A 14,395-nucleotide genomic window follows, 5' to 3' on the forward strand; every position below is an offset into this window, starting at 1 on the left:
ATCAATGCCCGCCCAATAGCGCGGTAAGGAATCAAGAATATTATAACCGATCAATCTCATCAAGAGAAAGTCCGGTCATTTTAGCGATAGTATCAGAGGCTAAACCAAATGATTTCATATTTTGAGCAATTTGCCGCTTTTCCTTCTCCATGCCTCTTTCCATGCCTCTTTGCAATCCTTTTTGCAATCCTCTTTGCTCGGCACTATAATATAATGTTTTCTCCACGCTGATAATATCCCAAAACTTCTCGTAGCCTAACAACTGTGCCGGGGTAAAAGCTGATTCTTCTACCGCTTTCACGGCTTTCTTCACCTCGGGATTTGCCAGCAATTCTTCCGGTACTTCCACTGTATTCTCATCTATCTCTGTCAAGTAACGTAACCAGAGCACCTGCATTTTCTTCTCGGAGTAATTATGCGGGTGAAATTTGGGTAACTCGACAAATATCAATTGTAGACCATCAATCACTTTATTAGAATTCTCCACGTGTACCAGCCTATAATGATGATAATATCCTTCCAGTTCCGACTCGAAAATATCATTCACGAGATTGAGCGAGTACACGGGTTGCAGCAAGTGATAGTTTTCGCCACTTTCTATTTGTCGCACGTAAGCTTTCGAGGCGTTGAACAGTACTCGTTGTTTAAACTCCGGCGACCAGATCATCTGCATTTCCACTATGAATTGCCGGCCCGATTTATCCTTGCAACGCACGTCCACGATACTGTTCTTACGCAACGGATTTTCCGGCACCATTTCCGAGGGCAAGTATTCAATATCGGTAATCTCCTCCCCGGGAGCAAGCGGGAGCAGAGCATTGAGTAAACTCATCACCAGGTCGGGATGTTCGCCGAATACATGCTTAAAAGTCAAGTCTGCTTTAGGATTCAAATATTTCATGATGCGTCGTTTTTAATCTATGGTTCAACAACTACAAAGTTAGCAAATTAAATTGAATTCTGTTTATCCCGGGATGATTTTTCCAACCCTGCAAATTCAACTGGAAAATTATGATTAAAGCCTATAAAAACAACCAACAATAGCAATTCATACACTCATTCTCAACACATACGCTTACATCTCTTCGTTATCTATTCGTTATACCAGGCTTAAAGTTACCTTCTAAGAGACGAAGAGATAACGAACATTTATCCTAGAGATAACGAAGAGATGTAAGCGATAACATGGAGGTAATATTGATTTCAAGAAAATTATCTGTTAAAATACTTGCACGATTCAATTATTCTTTTTTTCTTTGTCCCGATCAATTCAATCTGCGAGGATTGTTTGAATTATAAAGAGGAATCGAGAGAACGGGCTCATAGAAATTCCGACAACCTGCAAGGCTTCTTGCAAGGTGCCAAAACCCGACCTGAGAACCAGGAGTTATAATTTAAGCTAAAGAAAAATGAAAACAGAAACAACAAAACAAAACAGCATTTATTGCACTACAAATTGTAGAGGTCTTTTCATTCATTCTATCGCCATGTCTATGCGTATGCGCTGCATGCGCTAATATCTTTTACACCCCGGACTTATTTATTTTAGATTTTTTGATTTTAGATTTCTGATTGGAAAATCGTATTGTTATTTTCAAAATTCATTAATTCGGTTTCTCGAAAAGCCGTTTGGAATCTTGTAAACATACATTTTCACACACCATCTAATAATCAGATAGTTACAAGGTTACTATCATGTAAAAAATCACCAGCAAACAATTTATTCATCAAGAGATTGAACAAGACTATGGCAAAGACATACGCGGAAATAAACGAAAAAATAAAGAAAGGCACGGCAGTAGTATTAACTGCCGAAGAAGTGTCCGAACTGGCAAAAACACTCTCCCCGAAAGAGATCGCCGAGAAAGTTGACGTTGTAACCACGGCCACCTTCGGGGCAATGTGTTCCTCGGGAGCGTTCCTGAATTTCGGACACGCTAATCCCCCGATCCGCATGGAAAAAATTGAGTTGAACGGTGTACGTGTCAGCGGAGGACTCGCCGCGGTGGATACTTACGTGGGAGCCACGGACTGTAATTCGGAAAATCCCAGTTACGGGGGAGCTCATATCATCGAAGACCTGATCGCGGGAAAAGAAATCACCCTCGAAGCATGGGGAAAAGGCACAGACTGTTATCCCCGGAAACACATCAAAACCGTGATCACGAAAGACACGATCAACGAGGCTATCCTATACAACCCGAGAAATGCCTACCAGAACTACAACGTGGCAACCAACTCCACGGACAAGATCAAATATACTTACATGGGAACCCTGTTACCCAAATTACGGAATGCCTCTTACAGCACGGCCGGAGAATTATCCCCCCTGTTGAACGACCCGGAATGCCGCACGATCGGCTTGGGTACACGCATCTTCCTTTGTGGCACGGAAGGATACGTAACCTGGAACGGGACCCAGTTCCATTCCACGAAAGAAACAAACGAGTATGGTATACCAACCAGTAATGCCCGAACAATTGCCGTGATCGGCGACCTGAAAAACATGAGCACGGAATTCCTGCGAGGCGTGTACTACGAGAAATACGGCGTGAGCATGTTCGTGGGTATCGGTATCCCAATCCCGATTTTAGATGAAGACCTCGCCCGAAGAGTTTCTATCCGGAACGAACAAATCGAAACCACGGTAGTGGATTACGGCGACGGGAACAAGATTTTAGGCAAAACAAACTATGCTGCCCTTCAAAGCGGAGAAATCGAGGTGAACGGCCACAAAATCAAGACGACCCCGGTAGCCAGTCTGGCAAAAGCCCGACAAATCGCGGACATCCTGAAATCATGGATACAGAAAGGTGACTTCCTACTCACGGAACCCGTTCGCCCCATGCCGACAGGAACCTCTTTGAAACAATTGAAAGATGAAAAGAGTTTATAAGGTTTATAAAGTCTATGGACCCCCGCGGGGCGCTTTATCCACGACAGCTTGTGCTGCCGAATCACGGAATCGAGAATCATAAAATCTCTGAATCTTTCAATCTAAAATTTAAAATCTAAAATCTAAAATAAATAAGGTTATGACCAAAAAAGTAATATTGACCTTCCCGGTAGACGCAACAGATAGACCCTTGACATACGATTTAATTCGTATTTACGATGTAAAAATAAACATACTAAAAGCTGAAATACAACCCGGAAAAACCGGTTCCCTGTTGATAGAAATGGACGCGGACGCTTTAAGAATAGAGCAAGCCATCGCATTCCTGAATGACAACGGGGTCTCGGTAAGCCCGGTGTCCAGCAAGATTTCTTACGATGAATCCCGTTGTATCAATTGCGGGAACTGCGCTTCAGCCTGTTTCTCACATGCCCTGACAATCGAGGCTCCCGACTGGAAATTGCAATTCAACCCGGAAAAGTGCATCGCCTGCAAGCTATGTTTAAAAGCCTGCCCGTTGAAACTTTTCAAGATCGAATTCAGCGATGCGTTTAATTAGTTTATAAAGTTCGTAAGGTTCATAAAGTTTATAAAGTTCATGGACCTTACGAGCTCTTTACCCGCAACAACTCTGTTGTCCGCATGACTTTATAAACTTTACAAACCTTATAAACTTTACAAACTCAAATGGAATACAAGAATAGGACATATCGAGAACATTTACAGGAAGGTCGTTGGCATTCTTTCACGGTCGCTTACAAAGAGACTGATCTCTGGATAGGGATTGACAAAGAATCTTTCCAGATAACTATTCCGGAATTCACGGAATCACGAATCCGGGCATTACGTGATATCATGGACGCTTACCTGGCAAATGACCCGGAATATGCCACGACACTTGTATCCTACGAGGCGAAACCGGAGGCCCCGGCCATCTTCCTCGAAATGTCGGAAGTTGCCCGTCAATCCGGGATCGGCCCGATGAGTGCTGTTGCGGGAGCCGTCGCGGGATATATTGCCCGTGAAATTAAAGAAAAATACGGGGTACAGGAAATCATCGTGGAAAATGGCGGAGATATCTACGCCGACATACGGAAAGATATGGATATCGCCGTGTTTGCCGGAACGTCTCCCCTGTCGGAAAAAGTGGGGTTCACGATTCCCGCCGGGTATGCCCCGTTAGGAATATGCACTTCATCGGGAACCGTGGGCCCCTCTCTGAGTTTCGGGAAAGCGGATGCGGTTATGATCATCTGTAAGGATTGCGCGCTAGCCGACACGTACGCCACGGCCTTTGCCAACGAGATCAAAACAACGGACGACATCGCCCCTTGCATCGAGAAGATTGGAAAAGCGGATGACATCCTTGCCGCGATCTGCATCAAAGATGACAAGATCGGGATTCACGGGATTTTTGATTTAAAACTCTTTCAACCGAATCATTCAGTGATTCCGTGATTTCGGATTAAGTGATTCGGCAGCACAAGCTACCGTAAACAAAGCGCCCCGCGGGGGGGCCACGGACTTTATAAACCTTATGAACTTTATAAACTCTTTTTATTCTAAATTACTAAAATGGAACTACAAGATCGCATATACATATTAGACGGGGCAACGGGAACAGCCTTACAGAAATTCGGGTTGACCGAAGCGGATTTCCGGGGAGAAGTGTTCGCACAACACCCGATCCCGTTGAAGGGAAACAATGACGTGTTGAATATCACCCGCCCGGATGTCATCCGTCAGGTACATCAAAACTACATTGATGCCGGAGCCGATATCATCGAAACCAACACGTTTAACGCGAATGCCATTTCACAAACCGAATACGGTTGCACGGAATGGGTGGAACAATTCAACCTGCAAGGAGCCCGTTTGGCCAAAGAAGTTGCCTCGGCTTGCAAGGAGCGGAAAATACACGTGGCCGGAAGTATCGGTCCCACGGACAAATCCCTCACTCTCTCTCCCGACCCGGATCAACCTGCCTATCGTATCGTGAACTTCGACACGCTGGCAGACGCTTACGCGACCCAAGTATCGGCACTCATCGAAGGCGGCGTGGACTTGCTACTGGTTGAAACCATTTACGACGGCTTGAACGCGAAAGCCGCCCTGTACGCCATTTCGAAAGTACAGGAAGAAAAAGGAACAAATCTTCCCGTGATGCTTTCCGTCACGGTAAACGATAAAAGCGGACGCACGCTGACCGGGCAATCGTTGGATGCTCTTTTCACGAGTCTCTCCCACTACCCGATTCTCAGTTTCGGTCTCAACTGCTCATTCGGAGCCCGGGAGTTACACCAATTTATCCGGGAACTGGCCCCTCATGTACCCTGTAACATAAGCATATACCCGAATGCGGGACTACCGAATGAAATGGGAGAATACGACGAATCGCCGGAATTCACGGCTCTATGTCTCCAAAACATGGCAAAAGAGGGATTGATCAACATCGCCGGGGGATGTTGCGGAACGACACCGGAACACATCCGGGCTATCGCTGACGCCTTGAAGAACATTCCTCCCAGAAAGCTCCCGGCCCCCACCCACCAGTTGAAAGTCAGCGGACTGGACACCGTGGTCATCGACAAGGAATTAAACAACTTTATCAATATCGGCGAACGTACCAACGTGGCAGGCTCCGCCAAATTCGCCCGTCTAATCCGGGAAAAGAATTACACGGAAGCGGCCACCATCGCCCGCAAACAGATTGAAGCGGGAGCTTCTGTCATTGATATAAACATGGATGACGCCATGCTGGACGGCACGGCCGAGATGGAGCGTTTCGTCCGTATCATCAGCAATGAACCGGACATCGCCAAGGCTGCCTTCATGATTGATTCATCCAAATGGGAAACCATTCTTGCCGGGTTGAAAAACACGCAAGGGAAATGTATCGTGAACTCGATCAGCTTGAAAGAAGGGGAAGAAGAATTCATCCATAAAGCCAAAGAAATACAACGACTGGGTGCGGCCGTGGTCGTTATGGCATTCGACGAGGAAGGACAGGCCACGACCTACCAACGGAAAATTGACATCTGCCAAAGAGCATACAACCTGCTGACCACGCAAGCCGGGTTCACTCCCGAAAACATCATATTCGACGTGAACATCCTGGCCATCGGAACCGGAATCGAAGAACACGATAATTACGCCGTGGACTACATCGAAGCCGTGCGCTGGATCAAACAGAACCTGCAAGGCTGTCGCACCTCCGGGGGCGTTTCCAACCTCTCGTTCTCGTTCCGGGGAAACAACACGGTACGGGAAGCCATGCATTCCGTATTCCTCTACCATGCGATCAAAGCCGGGCTAGACATGGCGATCGTGAATCCCGCCATGTTGCAAGTATACGACGAAATCGAACCCGAACTATTAAAGGCCGTGGAAGATGTCGTGTTGAATCGTACCCCGGAAGCCACGGAAACCCTGATCGCCCTTGCCGAAAAATACAAGGAAGTAAAAGGGGAAGTGAAAACCGTGCAACAGGAAGAATGGCGGAGCCGCCCCTTGGAAGAACGTCTAGGACACGCGCTCATCAAGGGAATCACGGATTATCTCCCGGCTGACTTGCAGGAAGCGGTTGCCCGATATTCCAGCCCGGTCGAGATCATCGAAGGCCCGCTCATGAAAGGCATGGAACGGGTAGGACAATTCTTCGGGGAAGGCAAAATGTTCTTGCCGCAAGTGGTAAAATCCGCCAAGGTGATGAAAGAAGCCGTACGTATCCTCCAACCCGAAATCGAGCGATACAACGCCGCGGAACAAAACGTAACCCGCCGTCCCCGGGTAGTTATCGCCACCGTGAAAGGCGACGTGCACGACATCGGTAAAAACATCGTGAACATTGTCCTGACCTGCAACAACCTCGAAGTAATTGATCTTGGTGTCATGGTTGACAACCAGAGTATCGTCAAGGCCGCGAAAGAACACGAGGCCGACATCATCGGGGTCAGCGGACTGATCACGCCTTCGCTTGGTGAAATGGAAAACTTGTGCGAATTGCTGCAAAAAGAACAACTTCGCATCCCGTTAATCGTCGGGGGGGCAACCACATCATCCGTACACACGGCCGTGAAACTGGCACCCAAGTACGATTACTGCGTTGTTCCGGGAGGAGACGCATCCCGCACCGTGGGAATCATCAAGCGATTGTTGAATGACCGGGAGAATTATATCCGGGAAATAAAGGCTGATCAGGAGCATATCCGGACATTGCACAACCAACACCAGCAAAACCGAATATCACTGGCAGAAGCCCGCCGGAGAGCCCCCCGATTCGATTGGGATCACGTGGAACCCACCACTTTCGGGGAACATAATTTACTGGTAAAACATCTGAACATCGAGGATTTGGTAGAAAAAATAGACTGGACTCCTTTCTTCCACTTCTGGGGTTTCAAGGGGAAATACCCGGAAATCGTGTACACGAATGACGAGGCCGACCGCACTTATCAAGCCGCCCTGGATATGTTAGGTAAAGTCATCGCGGGAAACGAGTTCGACGTGTCGATCATCGTGCGCTTCTTTGATGCCTATTCGGAAAACGATGAAATCATACTGGACAACCGATACCACCTCCCGATGCCCCGTCAACAAGCGGATTTGGAAGAATGTCTCTCGCTGGCCGACTTCGTGATCCCGAAGGAAAAAGGCACGGGTAGCGTGGGGGTATTTTGTCTGAAAGTCTCGGATGATCATAAATGCAACGATTGTCACGACTTCGAACACCTGTTGCGGGAGAGCCTGTGCGCCCGACTGGCAGAAGCCTGTGCCGAATGGATGCAAGAACAGGTAAGCGAGGGTACCCACGTCATCCGTCCCGCTTTCGGCTACCCGACATGCCCGGATCACGCGATGAAGAAAACAGCTTTCGACATCCTGGACGCCCCCGCCCAAATCGGGGTACAACTCACGGAGAGCTATTCCATTTACCCCTCCACGAGCTTGTGCGGACTACTGATTTCTCACCCGAAAGCAAAGTATTTTAGCGTCTAAGACACTGAAATAAGATAAAAGTTAAAAGATTCAGAGATTGCCGATTCTATGATTCGGTGATGATGAAAAAGAGCGAGAGAATTGTGCGAGGAAATCATTTAATCCGAAATCGGAAATCACTGAATTCTTAAATCATTAAATCTAAAATTATGAAAGTTATCGACATACTCAACAATACAGACAAAGCCGTATTCTCATTCGAGCTGGTACCACCATTGAAAGGCGGGGATATCAATAAAATATACGAGGCCATTGAACCGCTGATCGCCCTCGCCCCTCCTTTCGTCAATATCACGTTTCACCGGGACGAGGTGGAATATCGTCAAAACCCGGACGGCACGATCCGGAAAGTCACCGTGACCAAACGCCCGGGATCAGTGGCCCTGGCCGCCGCTATCATGAGACGCTACAACGTGGACATGGTTCCTCATATCGTGTGCGGTGGAGCTACCCGGCACAAGATTGAAAATGAACTCATCGACTTGAATTTCCTCGACATCGAGAACGTAATGGCTCTTCGCGGAGACCCGATCCCGGGGGAACGATTCTTCACCCCGGATGAAGACGGGCACAGGTACAGTTACGAACTCGTGGAACAAATCGCACGCATGAATCACGGGCAATACCTGGATGACACGCTGACGGATGCCGTACCCACGAACTTCTGTATCGGGGTGGCCGGATACCCGGAAAAACATTACGAGGCTCCCAATCAGGCTTGCGACATCGAAAACCTGAAAAAGAAAGTCGACGCGGGAGCCAATTACATTGTCACGCAAATGTTCTTTGATAACTCGAAATTCTTCCAGTTTGTCGAAAAATGCCGGGCACAAGGTATCACGGTCCCGATTGTGCCGGGACTAAAACCCATATCAACATTCAAACATCTGGAAATGCTTCCACGTACATTCAGCATTGATATCCCGCAAGAACTGGTTAAAGAAATCCGTCGATGCAAAAACAACAAGGAAATCAACCAAGTCGGTATAGAATGGTGTGTCGCCCAAAGCAAAGAACTTATTGCCCACGGGGTACCCGCCGTTCACTATTACACCATGGGGAAATCGGAAAATATTCAGGAAATCGTGAAACAAGTATTTTGAAATGAAACGATTCAGAGATTGCCGATTGAATGATTTAGTGATTATAAAAAAGAGCGTGAGAATTGTGCGGGAAAATCACTTAATCGGAAATCATAAATCAAGCAATCAATAGGATCATTAATCTAAAATTAATCCATGCAGCAAGAAACAAAACCAAACTTTTGGGCATTAATACCCTTGATCGTATTTCTATCAATCTACCTGGTAGCCTCGATTATCATGGGCGATTTCTACAAGATGCCGATCACGGTGGCTTTTCTGGTCTCTTCGGTCGTGGCAGTTGCCATCTCTTCCGGGGGAAAACTCCACAAACGGATTGACCTCTTTTGTAAAGGAGCCGCCAACAGTAACATCATGCTCATGGTTTGGATTTTCATTCTTGCCGGGGCATTCGCGCAAACGGCGAAAGCGGTGGGTGCCGTGGATGCGACCGTAAACCTCGCCCTGTCCGTTCTCCCGGACAGCCTGCTGCTGGCCGGAATGTTTATCGCTGCCTGCTTCATTTCGCTCTCCATGGGTACATCCGTCGGTACGATCGTGGCTCTTACCCCCGTTGCTATCGGCATCGCCTCGCAAACAGCCGTTGACACGCCTTTCATGGTAGCCATCGTGGTAGGCGGGGCCATGTTCGGCGATAACCTCTCGTTTATCTCCGACACGACCATCGTGGCCACCCGCACGCAAGGATGCAGCATGAAAGATAAATTCAGGGTCAATAGCCTGATCGTGATACCCATCGCACTACTGGTGACCCTTATTTACTTGTTTCAAGGCAGCGAGATAACCACCACCCCGACCGTCACCCCCATCGAATGGCTGAAAGTGATCCCTTACATCCTGGTACTTGTCACGGCCTTATCCGGCATGAACGTGATGTTCGTCCTTCTACTCGGCATACTATGTTCCGGCATTGTCGGCATGATCACCGGGAGTATCCATTTCTGGGAATGGATCGCGGCCATGGGAACAGGCATAACCGGCATGGGAGAACTCATCATCATCACCCTACTCGCCGGGGGAATGCTCGAAATGATCCGGTACAACGGGGGAATCGCTTATATCATACAAAAACTGACAACGCACGTCAACTCGAAAAAAGGGGCAGAATTAAGTATCGCAGCCCTGGTCAGTTTTGCCAACTTATGCACGGCAAACAACACCATCGCCCTCATCATGTCCGGCCCGATAGCCAAAGATATCGCCACCCGATTCGGGGTCGATCCCCGCAAATCCGCCAGCTTGCTCGACACGTTCTCCTGTTTCGTGCAGGGAATCATCCCCTACGGGGCACAACTCCTCATGGCAGCCGGACTGGCCTCGATCACCCCGCTAGCGATCATGCAATACCTATACTACCCCTATCTAATGGGTATTGCCGCCCTCTTCGCCATATTCTTCCGCTACCCCCGGAAGTATTCAAGGTGAATCGCCGGAGGCGAGTAAAATTCGCCGGAGGCGAGTTACAAGTTACAGGTTACATTTGCCTCCGGCAAGTTGCAAGTTATACCCTATCATACCAACGAATATTTCAATTTTCTTTCTCATCATAAAACCAACTCATTCTAATTTTTAATGTATACTTTTATATTTCAAATAAATAATCTATATTTGGACAAAATAAAAGTTCAACTTTCAAATTGTCAAAATCGAATATATGAATCTAATTTACAGGAAACTAACAAGTGAAATTTCCAAATTATTAAAATATTACCCGGTAATTACCATTACCGGGCCAAGACAAAGTGGTAAAACAACCCTTTGTCAAGAACTATTCCCAGATTACGCATACATTAACTTAGAAGATATCAGTATCCGGGAGAAAATTCAATTAGATACAAAATTATTTTTAGAAGATTATTCTAACGGGCTGATTATAGATGAAGCACATCACTATCCTGATTTATTTTCATACATCCAAGTATACACGGACGCGCATCCGGAAAGAAAATTTATATTAACAGGAAGTAGTAATTTCTCATTACTCCAAAATATAACTCAATCTTTAGCAGGACGTACTGCAATTTTAACCTTACTTCCATTATCCTTACATGAATTAGGTAACCAAATTAAAGAAGTTAGTACAGATACTTTAATTTTAAACGGCTGTTACCCGGCTGTATGGGCTAAGGAAGTACCACCGGGGACATTATATCAAAATTATTACACCACATATATTGAAAGAGATATAAGACAAATAATCAATATAAAAGATATTAGTCTTTTTCAAAAATTTATCAGACTAGCTGCCGGACGGATTGGAACAGAATGTAATAATTCAGCATTAGCCGGAGAAGTTGGGACATCAGCTCCAACAATAAATAACTGGTTTAGCACATTAGCAGCTTCTTATATTGCCTACATGTTACCACCATATTATGAAAATATAGGAAAAAGATTAACTAAAACCCCTAAAATCTACTTCTATGACACGGGGTTAGCTTGTTATTTATTGGGCATTGAAAACGAAGATCAATTAAAAAATCACCCTTTACGAGGAAATTTATTCGAGAACATGGTCATAAATGAAGCCATGAAAAACCGCTTTAATCAAGGCAAAACAGCGAACTTATATTTCTATCGAGATAAATCACAAAAAGAAGTGGATCTACTTCATGTAAAAGCAAATGATTTCCATATCTACGAAATCAAATCCGGGCAAACCTTTCACGCTGACTTTATGAATGGTATAAATTATTTTAAAAACATCTTTAAAAACAGAGTAACAAATTCGGCCGTAATCTATGACGGAGATACAACAACAAATCACATGATAAACTTCAGGGATTTTTATTTAGAATAATGACAATAACACAGGCCCTCATCACCATACTCCTCGGTACAGCCGCGGGATTTATCAACACGTTTGCCGGAGGCGGCTCCATGTTGGTCGTGCCATTCCTTATTTTCATCGGTCTGCCTGCCAACGTGGCTAACGCGACGAATCGAATCGCCATTCTACTACAAAATATCGTTTCCGTCGGTAGTTTCAAGCAAAAGAAAATACTGGATTTCAAAACAGATTACAAATTACTGATACCCGTGGCTCTCGGAAGTATCGTGGGAGCCTTTATCGCCGTGGACATTAACGAGGAGATATTCAAAAAAGTCATCGCCGGACTTCTCGTTATCATGTTCTTCATGTTACTCTTGAACCCGGATGCCTGGGTAAAAGCGAACGCGGACAAGGCAAAAATGAAAAGCCCGTGGATTCGGAATATCATCTTCTTTCTCCTGGGAATCTACGGGGGATTCATACAGATCGGCATCGGGTTCTTCCTGCTGGCCGGACTGGTACTGGGGTGCGGTTACGATCTTTTAAAAGCGAACGCCATAAAACTATTTATCGTGCTATTCTACACGATCATCGCCCTCGGCATATTCATATACAATGACCTTGTCGACTTCAAAGTCGGCCTGATCCTTGCCTGTGGTAACATGCTGGGTGCGTGGCTTGGTGTCAGATTCAGCGTCAAATGGGGAGCGAAATACATCCGCTATTTCCTACTCGTCATTCTCGTTATCGTGGCCGTACGCTTGTATTTCAGCTAAACAACATTGTTGAAAACTCTTCCTTACAAAACCACTACCCCCTCCAACTCCCCCTTACACAGGGGGAGAGTTTATTACCAAGCGGTCTTCCCGCCTGGGGAAGGAGGGAACAGGGGTAGTAGTTCTATGTAAATGAACTTTCTACAACCTCATACTCATAATTTACAAAGCCTTGTTATGAAAGATTTTCGTGTATAGCGGTAATACAAGTGTAAAACATTTACCCGCAGTAGACCCTCCATCTTTTGCCTCAAAGGTACATACACTCATATCGAATTTCGCAGCTTTAAATTTTTGATAAAGTTCATACAAGAGTGCATCAGAAAGATATCTCTTGTCATTTTTAGTAATAGAAATATATATATATCGAACATTTCCTTCTTCATCTATATAAAGAATGGCTCTAGCCTGGGATGACTTACTATCTTTATCCGACCTGTACGCCAACATCTCAACCGTATCTTTCAACACGGCAATCGTTACATTATTCATAAATCTTCGTACATATTCTGCCGACGGATATTTCGGATTATACAGACCCATATCCCCTTTTTTATAAGGATTCACCTCGAATTTAGGAGTTACCAAATAATTAGAATCAACTTGTGAACGTGAAGATTTAGAAATTCTATAATCAAAATATTTTTCAGACTGACCGTAAGACAGTACAGACACAAATAATAGAAAAAAAGTAATAATTGCTTTCATAATATTCCATTTTATTTAAACATCTCCTCTATTAACTCCGGATTCCGATTGGGATCGTAAGTTCCTTTATATTCAGGATCATGCCACCGACTTCCTAGATCATGATAACATGTCTAAATGAAACAGCTCCATTTTTCTACAATATTTTACCTCGAAAAACATTTGTGTGAAATGCCGATCTATTTTGTTGTTATAACTTTTTGCCCTTAAAAACTCTTGTATAAAGTTGTATTGTAAAAGAAAAATATTTTTCAGAAGAAGTAGAATCTTCTTTAATGACTTCCATCACACCTCTATTCATATCTAATTTCATTGTTTGTAATTTTTGATAAATTTGATACAAAACACTATCTAACAATAAATTACTATCCTCTTTAGCAATCATAAAAATAACATATCTAACTTGTCCTTTATCATTTATAGAAATAGTTAATTTGGATTGAGAATATTCATGATTGCCCATGTTCACATACTTCAATTCTCCGACTTCATTTTTCAAGGCGAAAGATGTAGCACTATTCACCAATTTTCTAAGATACATCATCCCATCAGAAGTTTTAAACTGAAATATACATTGGTTTTTATTATCTTTATAAGGATTTGATTCAAATAAAGGAGTCGCAATATAATATTTACCATTACTTGATAACTTATACTCAAAATAAGTTTCCCGTTGCCCGTAAGCAGCAACTATCATAAATAAAAATAATAATGTAATAATTGATTTCATAATTATTCTATTCAAATAATTGTTTTATTAATTCAGGATCCCGATCAACATCCTCAACATTTCAATTAAAACATTCCTGATAAAAAGATTTTGCCCCGAAAATTTCAATACAAATAGAGGAAACCGGAAAATCTGGCTTCCTCATATTCATAATTTACAAAGCCTTGTTATGAAAGATTTTCGTGTATAGCGACATTACAATAGTAAAACATTTACCCGTTGGAGCATCTCCAGTTTTCGATCGAAAGACACCTACTCGCATATCAAACTTCGTCGCTTTAAACTTTTGATAAAGTTCATACAAGAGTGCATCAGAAAGAAATTTCCTATCATTTTTAGTGATAGAAAGAAATATATATCGAATATTCCCTTCTTCGTCTATATAAAGAGTAACTTTAGCCCAAGAGGCCT

Annotated in this window: 12 protein-coding genes and 1 riboswitch; of the genes, 8 read left to right on the plus strand and 4 right to left on the minus strand. The window is 44.4% G+C overall.

All coding sequences use genetic code 11. From position 1 onward, the window contains the following. Nucleotides 1-40 precede the first annotated feature (40 nt). Entirely contained in the window at nt 41-901 is an 861-nt protein-coding gene (locus DWW52_RS19985) for an Rpn family recombination-promoting nuclease/putative transposase (protein WP_118717666.1), read from the minus strand. Nucleotides 902-1,290: 389 nt separating this feature from the next. Next, a riboswitch (SAM riboswitch) is annotated at nt 1,291-1,396 on the plus strand. Nucleotides 1,397-1,747: 351 nt separating this feature from the next. On the opposite strand from DWW52_RS19985, the gene DWW52_RS19990 reads away from it, so the two are divergent. The 8 genes from DWW52_RS19990 to DWW52_RS20025 all read left to right on the plus strand — a co-directional run bounded on the left by DWW52_RS19990 (nt 1,748) and on the right by DWW52_RS20025 (nt 12,546). Continuing rightward, nucleotides 1,748-2,896: a homocysteine biosynthesis protein gene (locus DWW52_RS19990; protein ID WP_118717668.1), complete on the plus strand. Its 1,149-nt coding sequence runs from the start codon at nt 1,748-1,750 to the stop codon at nt 2,894-2,896. A 139-nt stretch (nt 2,897-3,035) separates the two neighbouring features. After that, a complete protein-coding gene (locus tag DWW52_RS19995; protein ID WP_118717670.1) occupies nt 3,036-3,455 on the plus strand; it encodes an NIL domain-containing protein in 420 nt (139 codons plus the stop codon). Between the two features lie 128 nt (nt 3,456-3,583). After that, the gene (locus DWW52_RS20000) at nt 3,584-4,354 is read left to right on the plus strand and encodes a UPF0280 family protein (RefSeq protein WP_118717672.1); all 771 of its coding nucleotides are present in this window, start codon (nt 3,584-3,586) and stop codon (nt 4,352-4,354) included. A gap of 117 nt (nt 4,355-4,471) precedes the next feature. Continuing rightward, entirely contained in the window at nt 4,472-7,894 is a 3,423-nt protein-coding gene (gene metH / locus DWW52_RS20005; protein ID WP_118717674.1) for a methionine synthase, read from the plus strand. A gap of 149 nt (nt 7,895-8,043) precedes the next feature. After that, nucleotides 8,044-8,997, plus strand: coding sequence for a methylenetetrahydrofolate reductase [NAD(P)H] (gene metF, locus DWW52_RS20010; protein WP_118717676.1), 954 nt, complete (start codon nt 8,044-8,046; stop codon nt 8,995-8,997). 135 nt (nt 8,998-9,132) lie between these two features. After that, nucleotides 9,133-10,422, plus strand: coding sequence for a Na+/H+ antiporter NhaC family protein (locus tag DWW52_RS20015; RefSeq protein ID WP_118717678.1), 1,290 nt, complete (start codon nt 9,133-9,135; stop codon nt 10,420-10,422). A 229-nt stretch (nt 10,423-10,651) separates the two neighbouring features. Next, nucleotides 10,652-11,797 (plus strand): ATP-binding protein, encoded by a 1,146-nt coding sequence (locus DWW52_RS20020; protein WP_118717680.1) that lies wholly within the window; start codon nt 10,652-10,654, stop codon nt 11,795-11,797. Continuing rightward, complete coding sequence (locus DWW52_RS20025) at nt 11,797-12,546, plus strand: sulfite exporter TauE/SafE family protein (RefSeq protein ID WP_118717682.1); 750 nt, start codon at nt 11,797-11,799, stop codon at nt 12,544-12,546. Before DWW52_RS20020 ends, DWW52_RS20025 begins: the two co-directional genes overlap by 1 nt. A 162-nt stretch (nt 12,547-12,708) precedes the next feature. On the opposite strand, the gene DWW52_RS20030 is transcribed toward DWW52_RS20025, so the two are convergent. From DWW52_RS20030 to DWW52_RS21290, 3 genes are all read right to left on the minus strand, one after another. Further along, a complete protein-coding gene (locus DWW52_RS20030) occupies nt 12,709-13,254 on the minus strand; it encodes a hypothetical protein (RefSeq protein ID WP_118717684.1) in 546 nt (181 codons plus the stop codon). A gap of 190 nt (nt 13,255-13,444) precedes the next feature. Further along, nucleotides 13,445-13,984 (minus strand): hypothetical protein, encoded by a 540-nt coding sequence (locus DWW52_RS20035; protein WP_148315416.1) that lies wholly within the window; start codon nt 13,982-13,984, stop codon nt 13,445-13,447. A 154-nt stretch (nt 13,985-14,138) separates the two neighbouring features. Then, nucleotides 14,139-14,395, minus strand: a 257-nt coding sequence (locus DWW52_RS21290) for a hypothetical protein (RefSeq protein ID WP_233556999.1), incomplete at its 5' end; no start/stop codon positions are given.

Origin of the sequence: Odoribacter sp. AF15-53 (genome assembly GCF_003479425.1) — a bacterium.
Lineage (GTDB): Bacteria > Bacteroidota > Bacteroidia > Bacteroidales > Marinifilaceae > Butyricimonas.

Excerpts from the sequence above, each read along its gene's own strand:
- DWW52_RS19985 (WP_118717666.1), bottom strand. The coding sequence starts at position 901 with ATGAAATATTTGAATCCTAAAGCAGACTTGACTTTTAAGCATGTATTC.
- DWW52_RS19990 (WP_118717668.1), top strand. The coding sequence starts at position 1,748 with ATGGCAAAGACATACGCGGAAATAAACGAAAAAATAAAGAAAGGCACG.
- DWW52_RS19995 (WP_118717670.1), top strand. The coding sequence starts at position 3,036 with ATGACCAAAAAAGTAATATTGACCTTCCCGGTAGACGCAACAGATAGA.
- DWW52_RS20000 (WP_118717672.1), top strand. The coding sequence starts at position 3,584 with ATGGAATACAAGAATAGGACATATCGAGAACATTTACAGGAAGGTCGT.
- metH (WP_118717674.1), top strand. The coding sequence starts at position 4,472 with ATGGAACTACAAGATCGCATATACATATTAGACGGGGCAACGGGAACA.
- metF (WP_118717676.1), top strand. The coding sequence starts at position 8,044 with ATGAAAGTTATCGACATACTCAACAATACAGACAAAGCCGTATTCTCA.
- DWW52_RS20015 (WP_118717678.1), top strand. The coding sequence starts at position 9,133 with ATGCAGCAAGAAACAAAACCAAACTTTTGGGCATTAATACCCTTGATC.
- DWW52_RS20020 (WP_118717680.1), top strand. The coding sequence starts at position 10,652 with ATGAATCTAATTTACAGGAAACTAACAAGTGAAATTTCCAAATTATTA.
- DWW52_RS20025 (WP_118717682.1), top strand. The coding sequence starts at position 11,797 with ATGACAATAACACAGGCCCTCATCACCATACTCCTCGGTACAGCCGCG.
- DWW52_RS20030 (WP_118717684.1), bottom strand. The coding sequence starts at position 13,254 with ATGAAAGCAATTATTACTTTTTTTCTATTATTTGTGTCTGTACTGTCT.
- DWW52_RS20035 (WP_148315416.1), bottom strand. The coding sequence starts at position 13,984 with ATGAAATCAATTATTACATTATTATTTTTATTTATGATAGTTGCTGCT.